Here is a 19,805-nt window from a genome sequence, read left to right as displayed (position 1 = left end):
AAGATTCCGAAACTACCGGCCCACAAACGAGAGCAAATCCGTCGTCAACTGGTCCTTGTCAGTGAAGAACAGGCCGTGCGGCGCACCTTTATACACTTTCAATTCTGCCTGCGGAATCAGCTTGGCCGTACGCTCGCCGCTGGCCTCAAAAGGCACTGTCGCGTCTTTGTCGCCGTGAATCACCAACGTGGGTACTTTGATTTCGGCCAAATCGGCCCGGAAGTCGGTGGCGCTAAAGGCCGTCACGCAGTCGCGCGTGGCATTGGGTGCAGCCAACGACGTCACCGTGAAATTCCAGTCAAGCACGGCTTGGCTTACGGGATGGCTAATCATGCCCACGCCGTAGAAGCCCTTGGCGAAGGTCTGCAGGAAGTCGAACCGGTCTTTCTTGATGCCGTCCTGCATCTGGTCGAACACCGATTGCGGCACGCCCTCGGGGTTGTTGTCGGTTTTGAGCAGGAAGGGCGTCACGGCCCCCACAAACGCCACCCGGGCAATGCGCTTGTCGCCATAGGTACCGATGTAACGGGCAATTTCACCGCCGCCCATTGAGAAGCCTACCAGCGTCACCTGGTTCAAATCCAGCTCTTCGAGTAGGGCGTTGAGGTCGGCCGCGAGGGTGTCGTAGTCGTAGCCCGTCCAGGGGCGCGAGGAGCGGCCGAACCCGCGCCGGTCGTAGGCGATAACGCGCAGGCCGGCCTTGGCCAGCCCAATGGCCTGGTGCTCCCACATGGTGTGGTCGAGCGGCCAGCCGTGGATGAGCACCACCGGGGCGCCCTGCCCCCAGTCTTCGTAGAAAATATTGACCGGATGCCCGGCCGTGTCGTTGCCTGCTTTGATATAAGCCATGCGTGAAAGGAGTGTTGAGGTGAATGGTTACCGTTCTCCTTACGGGCGGGGCGTTGTGCGGGGTTTGTCGGGGTAGTGTTAAGATTGTGGCAATTGACTACGATAAACTTCCCTGAATATTAGCGCCGCAGATTAACTTACAGTCTATGAAAACACTATTCATTGTATCCTCACTTCTTTGCAGCACTGCACCGGCCTTTTGCCAAGCCAGTTGGACCTACCGTGTTGGCTTTGTGCTGAATGATAAGAATGGTCAACCGCTACGCGACGATGATTTGAAATCAGGGACGTACAAAGTTTTTGTTTGTGGAGGTGGTTCTGATTCAGGCGCTCGCACGTTGGATTATGCGGCTTCACTAGGAATATTCTATGCCACCGGTGGTGCTATAGCAACAGTAGTATCTATAGGTTTAATTAATGGCAGGGATACAACAATTGTCTCGTTGCCTGTTGGTTCCGAGCGTTTCATTTTGACTACTTGGCCCACCACGACCGGCAAATATGTAATCAATCGAGCGGGCGTTGATGAAGTGGAAATGACAAAAGCTCGGATGATGTACCCTACTCGGTTAAACGGAAATGATACATCCCTTTACTCTTTGGCTATTTTAGATTGGGATAAATACCGCCTTAGCCAAGCCGACGCTATTCGGTATTTTTGGAAGCAATTTTTTGCCCATAGCAAGCCATTGAAACCGCTTACTCATTAAAAAACTACTTATCGACAAACTAGCAAAACTGCCTGAAAACCCGTACCTTTGCGGCCCCGCCAAGGTGGCGGGCCTTGCGCCCTAACGGCAAGAGGTTCAAAAGCAACGGCGTAGCAGTCTGGGCTTCGGCCGCTGCGCTTTTACATAGAAGCCCGCATACAAGTATGGCAACTGAATTAGTTGACGATTTTGATTGGGACAACGTTGGAGCGACCGGCTTCGGCGGCAATTATTCTTCGGACCAGCGCGCTGAGATGGAGAAAATGTACGGCGACACCCTGACGACCGTACAGGAAGAAGAAGTGGTGAAAGGCACCGTGGTCGGCATCACCGACCGCGACGTTATCCTGAACATCGGCTTCAAATCCGATGGCCTGGTGTCCATCACCGAATTCCGCGACCTGCCCGACCTGAAAATCGGCGACGAGGTGGAGGTATTCATTGAAGACCAGGAAGATGCCAACGGCCAGCTCATCCTGAGCCGCAAGAAAGCTAAAATCAAGCAGGCCTGGAAGGCTATTTACGACGCCCTCGAGTTGGATACCATCCTCGAAGGCGTGGTGAAGCGTCGCACCAAAGGCGGCCTCATCATGGAGCTCGACGGCGTGGAAGCCTTCCTGCCCGGCTCGCAAATCGACGTGAAGCCCATCCGCGACTTCGACATTTATGTTGGCCGTCGCATGGAAGTGAAAGTGGTGAAAATCAACTCCGCTTTCGACAACGTCGTGGTTTCGCACAAAGTACTCATCGAGAAAGACCTCGAGAAGCAGCGTGAGGCCATCCTGAACAACCTCGAAAAAGGTCAGATTCTGGAAGGCAACATTAAGAACATGACCAACTTCGGCGTGTTCATCGACCTCGGCGGTGTCGACGGTCTGCTGCACATCACGGACATCTCGTGGGGCCGCATCGCTCACCCGAGCGAAGTGCTGACCCTGGACCAGAAGCTGAACATCGTGGTGCTGGACTTCGACGAAGCCAAGAAGCGCATTTCGCTGGGCTTGAAGCAGCTGACTCCCCACCCGTGGGATTCGCTGCCGGCCGACCTGCAGCCGGGTTCGAAAGTATCGGGCCGCATCGTGAACGTGGCCGACTACGGCGCGTTCATGGAAGTGGTACCGGGCGTAGAAGGCCTCATCCACGTGTCGGAAATGAGCTGGAGCCAGCACCTGCGCAACCCGCAGGACTTCATCAAGCAGGGCGACACGGTAGAAGCGCAGATTCTGACGCTCGACCGCGAAGACCGCAAGATGAGCCTCGGCATCAAGCAATTGACCGAAGACCCGTGGACCCGTGGCGACTTCGCCTCGACCTACGCCGTGGGCACCAAGCACAGCGGCACCGTGCGTAACCTGACCAACTTCGGCCTGTTCGTAGAACTGGAAGAGGGTGTGGACGGCCTCGTGCACGTGTCGGACCTGAGCTGGACCAAGAAAATCAAACACCCCTCCGAAATGGTGAAGGTGGGCGACAAGCTCGACGTGGTTGTTCTGGAACTGGACCTCGGCGCCCGTCGCCTGGCCCTGGGCCACAAGCAGCTGGAAGAAAACCCCTGGGATACCTTCCAGACGGTGTTCACCCCCGGCTCGGTGCACAAGGCCACCATCACCGAGAAGTCGGAGCGTGGCGCGGTACTCGAATTGCCTTACGGCATCGAGGGCTTCGCTTATCCGAAGTCGCTGGTGAAGGAAGATGGCTCGACCGCTGAAAACGGTGAGTCGCTCGACTTCCGCGTAACGGAGTTCTCGAAGGACGACCGCCGCATTGTGCTCTCGCACACGGCCGTGTTCAACAAGGAAGCCGCCGCTGAGGACGACAGCCGCAACGCCAAGTTCAAGAAGAAAACCAACACCAAGGCTGGCGACACCCAGGGTGAAGGCAAAATCAGCGACCTGAAGAAGACCGAAGAGAAGTCGACCCTCGGCGACCTCGACGCCCTGAGCGCCCTGCGCGACCAGATGATGGGCAACGAGCGCAAGGCCGGTGAGCAGAAGCTCGCCGCCGCTGCCAAGGCTCCCAAAGCCGCCAAGGCTGAGGAAGCTCCCGCCGCTGAAGAAGGTGGCCTGCTGGCCGGCATCGCCGGTGCTGCTTCGGCTGCCCTCGACACGGTGAAGCACGCCGCTTCGGACGCTGTGGACGCCGTGACGCACTCGGACGCCTTCGCGAAGGCTTCGGAAGTGGCTGGCGACTTGGCCGACAAAGCCAAAGACCTCCTTGCCGGCGACGCCGACAAGAAGGAAGACGAAACCAACGCCTAGTGCTTGATTTCGAATGCTGAAAAAGCCCCGGCCGCAACGCCGGGGCTTTTTTTATGCGTTGGCCTTGCCCACACCAACCGGGCTGCCTACCTTTGCGCTCCCAAAAGCCCACAACCGGTGACGTGACCGAGTGGCTAGGTAGAGGTCTGCAAAACCTCCTACAGCGGTTCGAATCCGCTCGTCACCTCTTTTAGAATAACATAATCCCCTTGTAAGCGAGTTGCTTATGAGGGGATTCTTGCTTTTAGTCAAGCGAGGCCGTTGGAAGTAAGCCGAAGTGCCCGCAGAAAGCGGAAACCGGACTGCAGGAAGCAGGACTTACTGGTATCAGCAGCGGGGTGAGGCAAATAAATTTCTGAAAAGGCTGGCCTGCCCATGACGCTTCTACAGGCCTAGTGGCCAATACTTTCTTGTGCAAAACGAGTGCTGCAGTGGCACACAAAAGCCGGTCAGGAGAAAAGGACGGCAGTATGCTGGAATTATCAGGCCGTAATTGAGGGCATGATTCCTAGTTCCGCGCCAGCGTCTACCTCTTCCACCAAGGAAATTGCACATCACCCAAAGCGCAAATTCGAATACCGCTTGGAGGGTTTGCGGGGCATGGCGGCACTCGTGGTGGTGTGGTTTCACGGCGTCAGCATCGAAAGGGGCCTTGACCCGCATTTTACGCTGTCGGGGCCGCTGGCCTACCACGTGCCGGGGCACTTGAGCGTGCTGCTGTTCTTCATATTATCCGGGTACGTGATTGGCATTACCAATGCGGTGCCCCTGACCGGTCCGACGGTAAGGACCTACCTCAAAAAGCGGTTTGTGCGCATCTACCCCATCTATGCGGTGGCGATGCTGCTCACGTGGGCCGTGGCGCAGCCATATCCGGTGGGCACGTGGCTGGCCCATCTTAGCCTGACGCACGTGTTGCTGGCGAAGGTTATCATCGAAAATGAGCCGGCTTGGTCGCTGCACTACGAAGTCGTTTTTTACCTGCTGTTCATTCCGGTTTCCCTGTGGCGGGCCAATGCCTGGCCGGTGGCCGGCGGCTGTGTACTGCTTGGGGTGGTCAACCAGTTGCTGTGGCCGACCAATACGCTGCTGACTTGCTACTGCTTTGGCCTTGCGTTTTGGCTGTGCGGCCTAGGCCTGTCGCAACGCGCACTGCCGAGCCGGTGGGCCAGTTCGCAGTTTTTGGTGGGAATGTTGTTGCTGTTACTGAGCCTGCACTCGTTTAATATTTTTGAAACACTCCTCTGGAAGGTAGCGCAATTGGCGGTCGGCGACCGGCTGTACTACCATTACTTTCCGGGGGCCGAGCAATTACGGGCCGTGATTACGTTTGGCGATTTGGCCTTTCTGCCGGTTGGGGCGTTGTACATTCTGCTGTTTACCAATCAGGACTTTCCGGGCCGGCAGTATACACTGTGGGCCTTGTTTGGGTTGCCGGCAGCCACTTTCCTCTACCTGGGGCAGCACCACGGCCAGCTAAATCTGGCCCCCTACAACCTGTCCAGTGCGTTTTATGTGGCGGCGGTGGCTTTGGTGGCGGTGCCCTCGGCGCGCATTGAGGCCGTAGCGGCCCGTGCCATGCAGCGGCTGGTGAAGCTAGGAGGCATTTCGTATGGCCTTTACATCGTGCATTTTCCCATCATGACGGGACTGAGGCGCGTGGAGGCTTTTTCCGGGACCGGCTTCACGTATGGCGTGCGTTTCGCTTTGTATCTGTTGCTTTCGCTGCTGCTGGCTTATTACCTCGAAAAGCTACTTCAACCGCAGATGCGCAGGCTATTAACTTCTCAGAAACAGGAATTGGCGGTGCCCAGGCCAACCTGAAATGGTTGGTCCAGGGCCGGAGCATAGATAGTGGCTTTTTCGTGGTTGAAGGCAATGCATTGGGGGTTTTGGGCGGCGTTATCCCTACATTTCGTAGCCAAGCTGACCGAGTGACCGTACTTGCGGCTGAATCCTACTCTCACCACCCTGACACTTTATGAAAATTATTGACATTCGTACCATGCGCGGGCCCAGCTACTGGTCCGTGAAGCACACCAAACTCATCGTGATGAAGGTGGATTTGGAAGAGTTTGCGGGCACATGGTCGAACGCCATTCCGGAGTTGCCAGCTACGTTCATGCAGCTGTTCCCGAAGATTGGGCAGCCGCAGCCGGGCGGCATCAGCGGCCGGCAGTCGCCGAAGCACCCGCCGCTGAACGAAGACCAATTGAACGACGGCGAGCCGCTGGGCCACGTCATTCAGCACGTGGCGCTGGAGCTGCAGCGCATGGCCGGCATGCCCGTGTACTGGGGCAAAAGCTACCCGGCCCGCGAAGAAGGCGTGGAGTATGTGGTGTTTGCGTACCAAGAGGAGCGGGCCGGGCGCCGGGCCGCCGAGTCTGCGGTGCACATTGTGGAAGCCCTGTGCAAGCAGGAAGAGGTCAACCTCAAGCCCATCATCGACGAGCTGCACGAAATCCGCGAGGATGAATTCATCGGGCCCAGCACCTACAGCATCGTGGCCGAGGCCGCGTCGCGCAACATTCCGTACATCGCCCTCAAAAACAGCAACATCATTCAGCTGGGCTACGGCGTGAACCAGAAGCGCATCTGGGCCACCACCACCAGCTACACCTCGCACGCCGGCGTGGAAGTGGCCGGCAACAAGAACCGCACCAAGGCCATGCTCAACGACGCGGGCGTGCCCGTGCCGCGCGGCACCACCGTGTATTCGGAGAATGGCCTGCGCGACGCCATCGACGAATTGGGCTTCCCCATCGTGACCAAGCCGCTCGACGGCAACCACGGCAAGGGCGCCACCATTCGCATCATGAACTGGGAAGGCGCCGTGGCCGGCCTCAAAGCCGCGCAGGAATACTCGCGGGCGGTGATTGTGGAGCAGTTCATCGAAGGCTTCGACTTTCGCTTGCTGGTGGTGAACGGCAAGCTCATTGCGGCCGCCAAGCGCACGCCCGCCGCCGTGACCGGCGACGGCCGCAGCACCATTCAGCAGCTCATTGACGAGGTGAACAAGGACCCGCGCCGCGGCGTGGGCCATGAAAAGGTGCTTACCGCCATCAAGGCCGACAAGCACACGATGGACATTCTGGAAGCGCGCAGCCTGACGCTGGCGTCGGTGCTGCCGGCCGGCGAAACGCTGTATTTGAAAAGCACGGCCAACATCAGCACCGGCGGCACCGCCTCCGACGTGACCGACCAGATGCACCCCTACAACGTGCTGCTGGCCGAGCGCGTGGCCGGCATCGTGGGCCTCGACATTTGCGGCATCGACCTCATGGCCACTGACATTGCCGTGCCGCTCAACGAGAGCCGCGGCGCCGTGATTGAGGTGAATGCCGCCCCCGGCTTCCGCATGCACATCGCGCCGGCCGATGGCTTGCCCCGCAACGTGGCCGCGCCGGTGGTCGACATGCTCTTCCCGCCCGGCAGCACGGCGCGCATTCCCATTATCGCCATCACGGGCACCAACGGCAAAACCACCACCACGCGCCTCATCGCGCACATGGTGGCCAGCAAAGGCTACAAAGTGGGCTTCACAACGACTGACGGCATCTACATCCAAGGCGTGCAGCTGCAGAAGGGCGACTGCACCGGCGGCCAAAGCGCCGAGTTCGTGCTGAAAGACCCCACCGTGAACTACGCCGTGCTCGAAACCGCGCGCGGCGGCATGCTGCGCTCGGGCCTGGGCTTCCACACCTGCGACATTGCCGTGGTGACCAACGTGGCAGCCGACCACCTGGGCCTGCGCGACATTCATACGGTGGAGGAAATGGCCGCCGTGAAGGGCGTACTGCCCCGCACGGTGCGCAAAAACGGCTGGGCCGTGCTCAACGCCGACGACGACCTGGTGTACGCCATGGCCCGCACCGTGGACTGCAAAGTGGCCCTGTTCAGCATGCGCGACGACAACCCGCGCATTCAAGAGCACGTGGAGGCCGGCGGCGTGGCCGCGGTGTACGAGGAAGGCTACGTCACGATTTACCGCAACAGCTACAAGCTGCGCATCGACCGGGCCGCCGAGTTTCCCATCACCTTGGGCGGGCGCGCGGGCTTCAACATCGAGAACAGCCTGGCGGCCGCCCTGGCCGGCTACCTGGCCGGGTTCGACAAAGATGAAATCAAGACGGCGCTGCGCACCTTCATCCCCTCAGCCACCAAAACGCCGGGCCGGATGAACATCTACAATTTTCCGGACTTCGAAGTCATCGTGGATTATGCCCACAACACGGCCGGCATCACCAAATTTGCCGAGTTCATGGCCGCCACGCCGGCTACCCACAAAATCGGCATCGTGTCGGGCCTGGGCGACCGGCGCGACGAGGACACGCTGGGCTTCGCCCGCATCGCCGGCCGCATCTTCGACGAGGTGATTCTGCGGCAGGACCGGGACCTGCGCGGCAAATCGGCCGAGTTCCTGCGCGACATCATGGAGCGCGGCCTGCGCCTCGACAAGCCGGATTTGAAAATCACCTACATCGAACACGAGCCCGACGCCATCGACCACCTGCTGCGGCACACCCCACAGGGTGGGGTGGGCGTCATCTTCACCGAGAACATCAGCGCCACGCTGGCCAAGCTGGATGAGTTCGAGAAAACGAGTGCGGAGGGCTAAAGGTCATTGATAATTAGCATGGAGAGGGAGCAGGAGTAGTCCAGCTCCCTCTTTTTATATTGCGTCTTATATAAAAACTTCTTTTTCAATGTCTAACCTTTCTCTTCTGCCTCCTGCTACACTGGGTCGAGCCCTGTTGGCGTTGCTTGCTTTGGCGTTGCGCCTGCCGGCAGCGGCTCAGGCCCCAGCTTGGCAGTCGGCACAGGCTGTGGGTGTGGCCACAACGGCGGCGAATACTAATCATTCGGAAGTAACGGCTACGGCTATTGATGTGAGAGGAAATGTATTCTTAGCCGGGCATTTCACAAATACGGTGGTACTGGGCAGCACCACGCTGACCAGCCTCGGAGGTGACGATGTATTCGTGGCTAAATTTAACCCAGGTACCAACCAGTTTGTGTGGGCCCAACGGGCTGGCGGCACGGGGCTTGACCGTGCCAACGCACTGGTTGCGAACGGTACCAGTGTGTACGTGGCGGGTTTCTTTGATAGCACTACGGCGGGCTTTGGTTCCACCGTCCTGGCTAATACGGGCTCTTACGACGCTTTCGTAGCCAAGCTCACCGATGCGGGCAGCTTCACATGGGCGCAGCGCATTGGTGGTTCAGGTGAAGAGTTTGCCTCTGCGCTGGCATTGAACAGCACAGGCGTATACATAACCGGCAGTTTTACCAGCCCTGTGATGGCCTTTGGTTCTACCACACTAACCAGTGCGGGCTTGTCTGATGTGTTTGTGGCCAAACTCACAGACGCCGGCAGCACCGGCAGCTTCGTGTGGGCGCAACGGGCCGGGGGCATGTGGCGCGACGGAGCCAGCGCATTGGCCGTGAGCGGCAGTAGTGTGTATCTGACCGGTAGGTTTGACAGTCCCACAGCAATATTTGGTTCCACCACCCTGACCAACGCAGGCAGCAACGATGTATTCGTGGCCAAGCTGATGGATGCGGGCAGCACGAGTAGTTTTACCTGGGCGCAGCGGACCGGTGGGACGGGTGCAGAGCTTGCCACCGCGCTGGCTGTGAGCGGCAATAGCGTGTACGTAGCCGGCGTTTTTTACGGCTCTACAACGGACTTTGGCCCCACCACTTTGACCAATACGAGTGTTGGCGGCTATCCCGACATCTTTGTGGCCAAGCTCACGGACGCAGGGAATACGGGCAGCTTCGCATGGGCGCAACGGGCAGGGGGAACGGGCTTTGACGCAGCCACTGCGCTGGCCGTGAGCGGCAGTAGCGTGTACGTGGCTGGCAATTTTGGCTATCAAGGTAATCCGGTAGCAGATTTTGGTCCTACTACTCTTACTACTGCGGGCTCTGGCGACATATTCGTCGCCAAACTCACGGACGTAGGTAGCACGAGCCGCTTCGTTTGGGCGCAACGAGCAGGGGGTACGGCAGACGATGTGAGTAATGCGCTGGTCCTAAGTGGCACAAGTGTGTACGTGGCCGGGGCATTCGGTAGCACCACGGCTAACTTCGGCAGTATTGCCCTTCCAAAGCCGAACTCATTCGCGACGCTCGGCTTTCTCGCCTCCCTCACCGACCCTACCCTCACCGCCACCACGGCCGCCGGGCCCCGCGAGCCGGCTGCCCTCTTCCCCAACCCCGCCCGGCACGCGGCCACCCTGCGCCTGCCCGCCGGCACTGCCCCCGCGCCCCTCGCGCTCACCGACGCGCTGGGCCGCTCCGTGCGCCGCTACCCCGTCCCAACCGGCCCCGAGGCCACGCTCGACCTGCACGGCCTGCCCGCCGGCCTTTACCTGCTGCGCGGCGCTGGTCCGGCCCAGCGTCTGGCGATAGAATAGCAATGGCCTAGAAAGAAAAAGCCGCTTCAGTTATTGAAGCGGCTTTTTTGTGCCTTATAAATAAGGCCAGACTATTTGAGCGTGAACGTGGTTTTGCCCATCAGCTGGCCGCTTTCATAGAGCTCCACGGTGTGCTGACCTTTCTTGTAGTCGGCACCTTTGGCGTACACAAACTCCAGCTTTTGCTTGGTGTTGTCGTACACCACGTCTTGTTTTTGGGTGTAGAAAGCCTCCTGGCCATCCACGGTGAAGGTGCCGCCGCCGGTGCTCAGGTTGTAGAGCGCGGCGCCGTCGGGCTCCAGAATGCGCATGTAGATGGACTTGGTTTCCTTCGGCGACACGTCGTTGCGGGCCAGGTTGAAGGTCACTTTTACTTTCTCCACTTTCTTGGCCTTGAACTCCTCTTTGTCGTCTTCCTTTTCCTTGTTTTTGGAGGTGATGATGGCGACTTTGATGTTTTCGGACTGCAGGCGCGACGCAATGCCCACTTTCTCGCTCAGCTCGCGGTTGCTGCGCACCACCGTGCTGATGGTGTCCGTCAGCTTGTTTTGCTTCTCCTTGAGCGTGGTGGTTTCGGTGTAGAGGGTTTCGTTGTCCTTCTTCAGCTGGGCAATATCGTCGTCGCGTTTGCGCAGCTGGCTTTCCAGGTTGAGGGCGCGCTGCTTAAACAGGTTTTGCTGGGCAATGGAGAAGCTGCCGGCCCGGAACGAGCGCAGCTTCAGCAGGTCGGCGTTCACGCTGGCAATCTTGGCCACCAGCGAGTCGTTGCTCAGGCCCAGGGCCTGCAGCTCCTGGCTTTGGCGCTCAAAATCAGCCTTCAAAGCCTCGTATTGCTTGATTTGCTCCTGCAGCTTGCTGTCTTTGGCCTGCACTTCGGTGGTCAGCTGCTCGTTTTTCTGGCCTTTCTGCTGGTTGAGGTAGAACAGGACGCCGTTGATGCCCAGGAGCACCAGCACGAGGGCTGCCCAGAGCAGGACGCGGCTGTTATTGGAGCGGGGTTCGGGGGTTTCGTTCGGGTCCATGCGGGAATTGTTAAGCGGAAAAAGCAAAAGAAAAGCAAAGCGCCCGCCGCTATGCGGCACGTACCTTTGGGCGTAAAAATAGGGGACTTCCGTGCCCTGGCAAGTTACAAGTATACTTCAACGGTATGGAAACGGTTTTTCCGGCGTTCGACGCCGCCTACTGGCAAGGCCGTTACGACGCAGGCCGCGACGGCTGGGATGCCCACGCCATCACGCCCCCGCTGCGCGCCTATTTCGACCAGCTCGACGTGGCCCGGCAGCCGCGCATCCTCATCCCCGGCGCCGGCCGCGCCTACGAGGCCGAGTACCTCCACCAGCGCGGTTTCGAGCAGGTGTTCGTGGCCGACATTGCCCCCGAAGCCCTGCGCGCCCTGGCCGCCCGCGTGCCCGATTTCCCGGCCGACCACCTCTTGCTGGCCGATTTCTTCACGCTGCCCAACGACCCGCCCTACGATTTAATTGTGGAGCAGACGTTTTTCTGCGCCCTCAACCCCGCCCTGCGCCCGGCCTATGCCCGGCAAGTGGCCCACCTGCTGCGGCCCGGCGGCACGCTCATGGGCCTGCTCTTCGACACCGATTTCGGGCCGGTGCAGGAGCCGCCCTTTGGCGGCAGTAAGGAAGAATACCGCCAGTATTTCGAGCCGTACTTTGATTTCCGGCATTTCGAAACGGCCACTAATTCGCTCAAGCCCCGGCAGGGGCGCGAGCTGTTTATTTGTTTAAAGAAGAAATAACCTTCCCATGCTCCAAGCCCTCGCCAACACGCTCCCGCATTTCCGACACACCAACTCCGGCCAGTTTTTCCTCATGGCCGGGCCCTGCGTCATCGAAGGCGAAGACATGGCCCTGCGCATCGCCGAGCGCATCAAGCACCTCACCGACAAGCTCCAGATTCCCTACATCTTCAAGGGCTCGTACCGCAAGGCCAACCGCTCGCGCCTCGATTCCTTCACCGGCATCGGCGACGAAACGGCCTTGCGCATCCTGCAAAAAGTGGGGCGCGAAATCGGCGTCCCCACCGTCACCGACATCCATGAATCGGGCGAAGCCGCCCTGGCGGCCGAGTACGTCGACGTGCTGCAAATCCCGGCCTTCCTGTGCCGGCAGACCGATTTGCTCATCGCCGCCGCCCAAACCGGCAAAGTGGTGAACGTGAAAAAAGGCCAGTTCCTGAGCGGCGAAGCCATGAAATGGGCCGTCGACAAAATCCGACAGTCGGGCAACCCGCACGTCATCCTCACCGAGCGCGGCAACTCCTTCGGCTATTCCGACCTCGTGGTGGATTTCCGCAACCTGCCGGCCATGCGCGAGTTCGAGGTGCCCGTGGTGATGGACGTGACGCACTCGCTGCAGCGCCCCAACCAAAGCAGCGGCGTGACCGGCGGCCAGCCCGCCCTCATCGAGACCATTGCCAAAGCCGCCATCGCCGTGGGCGCCGACGGCCTGTTCATCGAAACGCACCCCACGCCCGCCACGGCCCTCTCCGACGGCGCCAACATGCTGCCATTGGACCAATTGGAGGCCCTCCTGGTGAAGCTGACGCGGGTGCGCGACGCCCTCCGGCCGGTGCCCGGCATCGACACGCAGGGCTTGCAGGCCTAATTTCGGAAACGCTGCGATGCAGGAGTTTCGGCTGTATAAGTCGCCTGTCAAAGCCCTGAAGCTGCTGGTGGGCTGCGCGGCCTTCGTGGCCATCGGCTGCCTGATGTTGAGCCGGCCCGACGCGCCGCGGTGGGTGGCGTGGGCGAGCATCGGGTTTTTTGGGCTGGGAATTCCCGTAAGCCTTTTTCAGCTGCTCGACCGGCGGCCGCAGATAATTGTCAACGACGTCGGGGTGTTTGACCGGATGATGCACCACGAATTCATCAACTGGGCCATCATTCAAGACGTGTACCTGGCCGAAGTAAACAAACAGGCCTTCATTTGCCTCGTGGTAGACGAGGCGTTTGAGCCGTCGCGCCGCAAAGGCAAATTCAAACAGGGCATGGCCAGTTTGAACAAGGGATTGGGATTTCAGGAGCTGAATATTTCCCTGGGCTTTGTCAGCATCGATGCCTTTCGATTCGCCGAATTCATCTTGGCCATGCGCGGTGCCGAGTCGCCCGAACGAGAAGCGCTGGTTAGCAATGCGATTGCCAATCTATGACCGGCAATCAGGGGCGCAGCCAGAAATGCTGTTTGGGTTGGTTCTTCCGGAAGAACACCAGCCCAATGTAGAACAAGTCCACCGTCAGCATCACCTCGGGATGGGCTTTGATGGCTTCCCAGGCCCGCTCCATTTCTGCGGACCAGTGTATGTCGTCGAAGACGAAAACTGAGTTTTCAGTACGGTGAGCCAGGCACTGCTCGAAGTAGCGCAGCGTGGGCTCGTAGCGGTGGTTGCCGTCGAAAAAGGCGAAGTCGACCGGACGATTCAGCGCTGCCAGGGCAGGAGCGAGGGTGTGGTCGATATTGCCTTCGATGACGTCGATGTTGCGCAGCTGCAGCTCGGCAAAGGTTTCGCTGGCCACGGCGGTCACGTTGGGGCAGCCCTCGAAGGTGACGACGCGGCTCCGCGAATCGGCCGAGGCCAAGTAGGCAGTGGTGAGGCCCAGCGACGTGCCCAGCTCCAGAATGGTGGCCGGCCGAAAGTAATTGACCAACCGAAACAGCAGCTGCGCCAGGGGCCGGGGCTTGGCGGCGGTGCGGGCAATGTCGGCCACGCGGCGCTGCTGGCCCGCGCCGGTGTGCGAGCCCGCCCCAAAATCGGTGACGCTGATGCTGGCCGGGCTGCCGAGCAGCTGCTGCCGGCGCGCTTCGATGGCTGCGTAGGCCTTGTACGAGCCCGTGTGGCGCACCACCGAGGTGTAGAGCCCAAATACGAAGGGCGAATGCAGCCCGTGGGCGTTGCCCGAACGAAGCCAGAAGCGGAGGTAAGCGAGGAGCTGAAACAAGAAGCGGGCGAACAATGCGAGCCGCAAAGGTCGCACTGTCCGCCCGCTCTTTGGCGAAACGAGGACTTAGTTGAGGCGGTAGGGCACCATGAGCGTGAACTCGGGAATCTCCACGTTGAACTCCTGGCCGTTGGCTAGGCGCTCCATGAGGTAGGTGCCGCGCATCTTGCCCACCCCCGACTTCAGGTTGCAGCCGCTCACGTATTGGTGGGCCTCGCCGGGCTCCAGCACGGGCTGGCGGCCCACCACGCCTTCGCCTTCCACTTCGCGCACCACGCCGTTGGCGTCGTGAATGTGCCAGTGGCGGCGCAACAGCTTCACGGTGAACTCGCTGTTGTTGCGAATTTCAATTTTATAGGCGAACACGAAGTGTTCCTGGCCGGGGCTGGAATAGTCGGGCAAGTAGTTGGTCGTAACCGAAACGGTGACGCCTTGCGTAGTGGTGGTGGGCATAGGTGTCGGGCTATAAGGTAGCTGCGGGCGTAACAGCGGCCCGCGGAAATTGGTTTTACGCAAAAGCGGCCTTTCAACGCCGCAAACACCCGTTTATTTTCTCCAAATTTTCAATGGTAAAGATAGCCGAAAGCTGGCGGCCGGTGTTAGCCGACGAATTTGAAAAACCCTATTTTCAGCGGCTAATTGCCTTTGTGAAAGGGGAGTACGCCACGGCTACCGTGTACCCGGCCGGCCCCCAAATTTTTCACGCCTTCGACGCCACCCCGTTTGAAAAAGTGAAGGTCGTTATCCTGGGCCAGGACCCTTACCACGGCCGCAACCAGGCGCACGGCCTGTCGTTTTCGGTGCAGGAAGGGCAGCGTACGCCGCCTTCGCTCCAGAATATTTTCAAAGAGTTGCAGGACGACATCCCCGGCACGCCGCCCGCGCCCAACGGCAACCTCGACCGCTGGGCCCAGCAAGGCGTGCTGCTGCTCAACGCCACCCTCACCGTGCGGGCCAGCGAGCCGGCCTCGCACCAGAAAAAAGGGTGGGAAGAATTCACCGACGCCGTGATTCGCAAGGTTTCCGAAGGCAAGGAGCACGTGGTGTTCATCCTGTGGGGCGCCTATGCCGGTAAGAAGTCCGAGCTGATTGACGAGAAGAAGCACCTGGTAATTAAGTCGGTGCATCCGTCGCCCTTTGCGGCCGACAAGGGGTTCTTCGGCAGCAAGCCCTTCAGCAAGACCAATGCCTGGCTTCAGCGCATGGGGCTGGAGCCGATAGTGTGGTAGGGTTCAAGCGTCACGGCGAGGCCGTAGGCCGTGGCAATCGAAGGTCAGCTGAGCTAGTCCGTCCGGTTCTTAGCTTCCAACGCACTGATTTGACAAGTCAAATAAAAAGCCCCGACTCCATGCAGAGCCGGGGCTTTTTACATTATGAGGCTGGTCGCGGAGTGAGGAGAGATTAGCTCCGCTGACCTTCGGTTGCTTCGCTGCGCTCGCCATGCCCGGCGCTTAGTGGATGATGTTGAACAAGCGGCTCCAGCGGATTTTGTGCCAGAAGTCGGCGTTGGGGTCGATGGACAGCCAGATGAGGACGGCTTTGCCCACGATGTGGTCTTCGGGCACGAAGCCCCAGAAGCGCGAGTCCTCAGAATTGTGGCGGTTGTCGCCCATCATCATGTAGTAGTTCTGCTTCACGGTGTAGCTGGTGAGCTGCTTGCCGTTCTGGTAAATCATGCCGTCGGCGTTGTTCCAGGTAATGCCTTCGTTGCGCTCGTAGCGGGCCACGATTTTGTAGTAGATGGCGGCATTGCCGGGGCTGAGGGTGATGGTTTGGCCCTTTTTGGGCACGGGCAGCGGGCCGTAGTTGTCCAGGGTCCACTTGCGCGGGGTGGCGCTGGTGGCGTCCGAATTGGTAAAATCAGCCTTGTCGGGAAAGAGCGACGGCAGCGGCGGCTCGTACACGTCGAGGCGCTTCACATAGGGCTGCTTGCGAAAGAAATCGGCTGCGGCTTGGGTGCAGCTGATTTTGTACACGAAGGTGCCGGGCACCTCGCCGCCCATGGCCTGCGGCATGCCGCCGGGCTGAGTGTAGTCGACCACGCCCTGGGAGCGCAGGGCCGCCAGCACCTCGTCGTTGGGGTTGTCCACCTGCATCACGTAGTCGGTTTGCAGGCCGGGCACGGTGCCCTCGGGCTGGCCGTTGAGGTACACCTGGCCGTTTTTGATTTGCAGGGTGTCGCCGGCAATGGCCACGCAACGTTTGATATAGTTGGTGCGCAGGTCGGCGGGGTACTGGGTTTCGTGGGGCACGTGAAACACCACCACGTCGTTGCGCTTCACTTCCGAAAAGCCCGGCAGCCGGTAAGTGGGCAGCTGAATGAGCTCAGAATAGCTTTTCAGGCCCGTGCCCCACACGGTTTGGTGGGTGAGGGGCACCTGCAGCGGCGTTTGGGGCGTGATGGGCCCGTAATGCAGCTTGCTCACGAACAGGTAGTCGCCCACCAGCAGGGAGTTTTCCATGCTGGGCGAGGGAATGGTGTATGCCTCAAACGTGGCCCAACGGATGAGCGTGGCCGCCACAATGGCAAAAATCAGCGAATCGGCCCATTCGCGGGTTTTCGTTTTGGGCGGCTTGGGGGCAGCGGTGGGGGTGGTTTTGAGCAACGACATGGGCAAGCTTGGGCTTGGCAGTGAATATCAGGCAAAGAAAGGCAGCAACGGGCCAGATTGCCCCGCCGCGGCCGGCAAATGGTGAGGCAACTACAAATCCAGCAGCTCTTTCATTCCGAACACGCCCTGGCGGCCGGGCAGCCACTCGGCGGCCAGCAGAGCGCCCAGGGCGAAGCCCTCGCGGCTGTGGGCCTCGTGCTTGAGCTCCAGCGTGTCGACGTCCGACGTGTAGGTAACGATGTGCGTGCCCACCGCCTCGCCGGCGCGCTCGCTGATGATGGCCAGTTCGGCCGGCGTTTCGGCGGGGGCGTTGCGCCAAGTGGATTTGGCCGGGAAATGGCGCAGGATGCCTTCGGCCGTGGTGAGGGCCGTGCCGCTGGGCTGGTCGATTTTGTGGGTGTGGTGGATTTCGCGCACGGCCACGTCGTAGCCGCCAAACTGGTTCATTTTGGCCGCGATGTACTCGTTGAAATGAAAGAACAGGTTCACGCCCACGCTGTAGTTGGAAGCGTAGAACAGGCTGCCCTGCACTTCCTCGGTCAGCGCTTTGGCCTCCTCAAAGTGGTGCAGCCAGCCCGTGGAGCCGCACACCACCGGCAAGCCCTGGCGCAGGCAGGCCTGCACGTTGGCAAAGGCCGAATCGGGGTGGGTGAACTCAACGGCCACGTCGGCCGTGGCGGGGCTGAAGTCGGCGATGCTGGCCTGGCTGGCGTGGAGGTCCACAATGCCGGCAATTTCGTGGCCGCGTTGCTGGGCCAGCGCGCCAATGGTCTGGCCCATTTTGCCGTAGCCGATGAGAAGAATTTTCATGGTAGTTATCAGGGGGCGTTGGCGGTTTTCGGGTCGGCAGCTGCGGCCATCTTGGGCATGACAGCTGACAACGAACTGCTGCCAACTAAAAAGTTATTTCACGCGCAGCGCCACTTGCAGGCCGGGCGTGAAGGGCAAAAGTGCACCCTGGCCGGGCACCTGCAGCAAGGTGGGCTGCCAGTGCACGGCCAGGTCGTCGCTCACGTCGAAGTCCTTCAGGTGAGCGTCGACCAGCGCGTCGACGATTTGCAGGCCATAAGCCAGCCCAATGTAGAGGTAAAAGATGTCGCGGTTGCCCCGGTAGTATACCAGCGCCGATTTAATGCCGTCGGGCCTGGTGTATAGCCGCGCCCGAGGCGAGAGACTTTGGCTGCCTATCAGCTTGGGGTTGGCCGTCACCAGGTCGTAGGCATCGGAAAACTCCGTGAAGCGACGCTGCCAGAAAATCTCGGCTCCCACCACCCCTCCCAAGGCCCCATACACCACCGGCAGCTTCCACCAGCGCCGGTTGTATATCTGGCCCGCGCCGGGCAGAATGGTGGCCAGCAGGGCCGCCTTGCCGGGCCGCGTGAGGCGAATGCCCTGGTAGCCAAAGGCCCGGAACATGCGCTCGGTGCGCTTGGCCGAGTCGGCCGCGGCCTTGCTGCGCTTGGCTTCGGGCGTCACCACCGGGTCGCGGCGTTCGGTGGTGTCGGCGAGGATGGCGGCGGGCGTGCGACCCGTGGGGTCGTTGGGATTGGTCGGGTTATTCGGGTTGAATACCTGCGCCCCGCCACTGTGGCCCGCCAGCAAGGAGCCAGCCAGAACCAGCAAGGCCGCGATGTGGTGATACAACTTCTTCATAGCAACTCCGCTAACGGAAAACGCCCGGGTTTCGCATGTTGGCCAGCGCGTTGAATTACGAAAACCACCCGCCCACCGGGGGCGGCCTTACGAGGGATGCAGAATGTGCAGGATGCGCTGCATGTCCTCAATCGAGTCGAAGGCGATTTTGATTTCGCCGTTGCCCTTGGGGCCGGGGCGCACCTGCACGCGCGAGCCAAACCGGTCGGTGAGGTGGCGCTCGGTGCGGCGCAGTTCGGCGGCGGGCACCGCCGGCTGAGCAGGAGCCGAGTTGGCCGAGCCATTGCTGTTCGACTCAGGCGCGGGGCGGCCGAAGCCGTTGCGCACCAGCTCTTCCACGCGGCGCACGGAGAGTTCTTCGGCCACAATCTTGCGGTAGAGCTCCACCTGGGCCTTGGGGTCGTCGAGGCCAATGAGGGCGCGGGCGTGGCCCATGCTGATGGCGGCGTCGCGCAGGCCAATCTGCACATCGGGCGGCAGCTTGAGCAGGCGCAGGTAGTTCGTCACGGTCGAGCGGTTTTTGCCCACCCGGTCGCCCAGCTCTTCCTGGCGCAGGTTGCACTCGCTCAGCAGGCGCTGGTAGCTGAGGGCGATTTCGATGGCATTCAGGTTTTCGCGCTGAATGTTCTCAATCAGGGCCATTTCCAGCATTTGCTGGTCGTCGGCCTTGCGGATGTAGGCGGGAATCGTCTCCAGACCAGCCAGCTTTGACGCCTGCAGGCGGCGCTCGCCCGAGATGAGCTGGTAGGCGTTGGTGCCGAGCTGGCGCAGGGTCACGGGCTGGATAATGCCCTGGATTTTGATGCTGTCGGCCAGTTCCTGCAGGGCTTGCTGGTCGAAGTGGGTGCGGGGCTGGTAGGGGTTGGCCTCGATGTGCTCGACCGAGATAAAGCCCACCGAGTTGACTGGGTGCGACACCAGCCGGTCGCCGGTACCGGGCCGGTCGCCTTTTTTCTCGTAGCTGCCCTCAATCAGGGCATTGAGGCCGCGGCCCAGGCCACCCTTGCGTTTCACCGCGGCGGCAGCGGCCAAAGCAGCTTGCAATTTCTCTTCGTTTCTCTCTTGAGCCATAGTACGTCGGCCGGGCCCATAAAAGGCATGCGGCAACCGAACGTCAAAAATACGGAGAGTTCAGCGAAGGGCAAGCCAGAAGTTTGGGGCGACGTTCTGACGGGCGCCTCACCCCCCCGGCCCCCTCTCCCAAAGGAGAGGGGGAGCCAGACGCAAGACCCGAATGCAAAGCCCCGTCGGGGCGGCCCTCGTTCAACGAATGCCGCCCCGACGGGGCTTTGAGAACCTGAAGAAGCTTGGGTTACTACCGATATGTCGCCCCGCTGGGGCTTATG

The 19,805-nt window shown here is 60.4% G+C and carries 17 protein-coding genes and 1 tRNA gene; 10 read left to right on the top strand and 8 right to left on the bottom strand.

Annotated elements, in window-relative coordinates:
• Positions 1 to 12: 12 nt before the first annotated feature.
• Complete coding sequence (locus IC234_RS18160; RefSeq protein WP_190927396.1) at positions 13 to 849, bottom strand: alpha/beta fold hydrolase; 837 nt, start codon at positions 847 to 849, stop codon at positions 13 to 15.
• 146 nt (positions 850 to 995) lie between these two features.
• Between IC234_RS18160 and IC234_RS18155 the strand changes: the two genes are divergently transcribed.
• The 6 genes from IC234_RS18155 to IC234_RS18130 all read left to right on the top strand — a co-directional run bounded on the left by IC234_RS18155 (position 996) and on the right by IC234_RS18130 (position 10,239).
• Positions 996 to 1,559, top strand: coding sequence for a hypothetical protein (locus IC234_RS18155; protein WP_190927394.1), 564 nt, complete (start codon positions 996 to 998; stop codon positions 1,557 to 1,559).
• 164 nt (positions 1,560 to 1,723) lie between these two features.
• On the top strand, positions 1,724 to 3,817 hold the full coding sequence (gene rpsA, locus IC234_RS18150) for a 30S ribosomal protein S1 (protein ID WP_223827767.1): 2,094 nt from the start codon (positions 1,724 to 1,726) through the stop codon (positions 3,815 to 3,817).
• 116 nt (positions 3,818 to 3,933) lie between these two features.
• Positions 3,934 to 4,004 (top strand) — tRNA-Cys (locus IC234_RS18145).
• Between the two features lie 236 nt (positions 4,005 to 4,240).
• Positions 4,241 to 5,641, top strand: coding sequence for an acyltransferase family protein (locus IC234_RS18140; protein WP_190927392.1), 1,401 nt, complete (start codon positions 4,241 to 4,243; stop codon positions 5,639 to 5,641).
• A 157-nt stretch (positions 5,642 to 5,798) separates the two neighbouring features.
• The gene (gene cphA, locus IC234_RS18135; RefSeq protein ID WP_190927390.1) at positions 5,799 to 8,435 is read left to right on the top strand and encodes a cyanophycin synthetase; all 2,637 of its coding nucleotides are present in this window, start codon (positions 5,799 to 5,801) and stop codon (positions 8,433 to 8,435) included.
• Positions 8,436 to 8,523: 88 nt separating this feature from the next.
• Positions 8,524 to 10,239 carry a T9SS type A sorting domain-containing protein gene (locus IC234_RS18130; protein WP_190927388.1) on the top strand — a complete coding sequence of 572 codons (1,716 nt, stop codon included), beginning with the start codon at positions 8,524 to 8,526 and terminating at the stop codon, positions 10,237 to 10,239.
• A gap of 71 nt (positions 10,240 to 10,310) precedes the next feature.
• Here IC234_RS18130 and IC234_RS18125 read toward each other — a convergent pair whose 3' ends face one another.
• On the bottom strand, positions 10,311 to 11,261 hold the full coding sequence (locus IC234_RS18125; RefSeq protein WP_190927386.1) for a hypothetical protein: 951 nt from the start codon (positions 11,259 to 11,261) through the stop codon (positions 10,311 to 10,313).
• Between the two features lie 125 nt (positions 11,262 to 11,386).
• Between IC234_RS18125 and IC234_RS18120 the strand changes: the two genes are divergently transcribed.
• From IC234_RS18120 to IC234_RS18110, 3 genes are read left to right on the top strand one after another with little or no spacing between them, the layout of a single operon-like run.
• The gene (locus tag IC234_RS18120; protein ID WP_190927384.1) at positions 11,387 to 11,995 is read left to right on the top strand and encodes a methyltransferase domain-containing protein; all 609 of its coding nucleotides are present in this window, start codon (positions 11,387 to 11,389) and stop codon (positions 11,993 to 11,995) included.
• A 7-nt stretch (positions 11,996 to 12,002) separates the two neighbouring features.
• Positions 12,003 to 12,863 (top strand): 3-deoxy-8-phosphooctulonate synthase, encoded by an 861-nt coding sequence (kdsA, locus tag IC234_RS18115; protein WP_190927382.1) that lies wholly within the window; start codon positions 12,003 to 12,005, stop codon positions 12,861 to 12,863.
• Positions 12,864 to 12,879: 16 nt separating this feature from the next.
• Positions 12,880 to 13,407, top strand: coding sequence for an STM3941 family protein (locus IC234_RS18110; protein ID WP_190927380.1), 528 nt, complete (start codon positions 12,880 to 12,882; stop codon positions 13,405 to 13,407).
• Between the two features lie 7 nt (positions 13,408 to 13,414).
• Here the strand turns inward: IC234_RS18110 and IC234_RS18105 are convergent, their stop codons facing one another.
• Both IC234_RS18105 and apaG read right to left on the bottom strand, forming a co-directional pair.
• Entirely contained in the window at positions 13,415 to 14,194 is a 780-nt protein-coding gene (locus IC234_RS18105; RefSeq protein WP_190927377.1) for an O-methyltransferase, read from the bottom strand.
• A 66-nt stretch (positions 14,195 to 14,260) separates the two neighbouring features.
• Positions 14,261 to 14,647 carry a Co2+/Mg2+ efflux protein ApaG gene (apaG, locus tag IC234_RS18100; RefSeq protein ID WP_190927375.1) on the bottom strand — a complete coding sequence of 129 codons (387 nt, stop codon included), beginning with the start codon at positions 14,645 to 14,647 and terminating at the stop codon, positions 14,261 to 14,263.
• 113 nt (positions 14,648 to 14,760) lie between these two features.
• Between apaG and IC234_RS18095 the strand changes: the two genes are divergently transcribed.
• A complete protein-coding gene (locus tag IC234_RS18095; protein ID WP_190927373.1) occupies positions 14,761 to 15,423 on the top strand; it encodes a uracil-DNA glycosylase in 663 nt (220 codons plus the stop codon).
• Between the two features lie 222 nt (positions 15,424 to 15,645).
• Here the strand turns inward: IC234_RS18095 and lepB are convergent, their stop codons facing one another.
• From lepB to IC234_RS18075, 4 genes are all read right to left on the bottom strand, one after another.
• Positions 15,646 to 16,806: a signal peptidase I gene (gene lepB / locus IC234_RS18090; protein ID WP_190927372.1), complete on the bottom strand. Its 1,161-nt coding sequence runs from the start codon at positions 16,804 to 16,806 to the stop codon at positions 15,646 to 15,648.
• Between the two features lie 90 nt (positions 16,807 to 16,896).
• The gene (dapB, locus tag IC234_RS18085; RefSeq protein ID WP_190927371.1) at positions 16,897 to 17,616 is read right to left on the bottom strand and encodes a 4-hydroxy-tetrahydrodipicolinate reductase; all 720 of its coding nucleotides are present in this window, start codon (positions 17,614 to 17,616) and stop codon (positions 16,897 to 16,899) included.
• A 93-nt stretch (positions 17,617 to 17,709) separates the two neighbouring features.
• Positions 17,710 to 18,459 (bottom strand): DUF5683 domain-containing protein, encoded by a 750-nt coding sequence (locus IC234_RS18080; RefSeq protein ID WP_190927370.1) that lies wholly within the window; start codon positions 18,457 to 18,459, stop codon positions 17,710 to 17,712.
• A gap of 87 nt (positions 18,460 to 18,546) precedes the next feature.
• Positions 18,547 to 19,491: a ParB/RepB/Spo0J family partition protein gene (locus tag IC234_RS18075; RefSeq protein ID WP_394354892.1), complete on the bottom strand. Its 945-nt coding sequence runs from the start codon at positions 19,489 to 19,491 to the stop codon at positions 18,547 to 18,549.
• Between the last annotated feature and the right edge of the window lie 314 nt (positions 19,492 to 19,805).

This window comes from Hymenobacter armeniacus (assembly GCF_014699055.1).
In the GTDB taxonomy this organism is placed as follows: domain Bacteria; phylum Bacteroidota; class Bacteroidia; order Cytophagales; family Hymenobacteraceae; genus Hymenobacter; species Hymenobacter armeniacus.
Note: the sequence above shows the minus strand (reverse complement) of the source record. Positions and strands in the feature narration are given on the sequence as shown.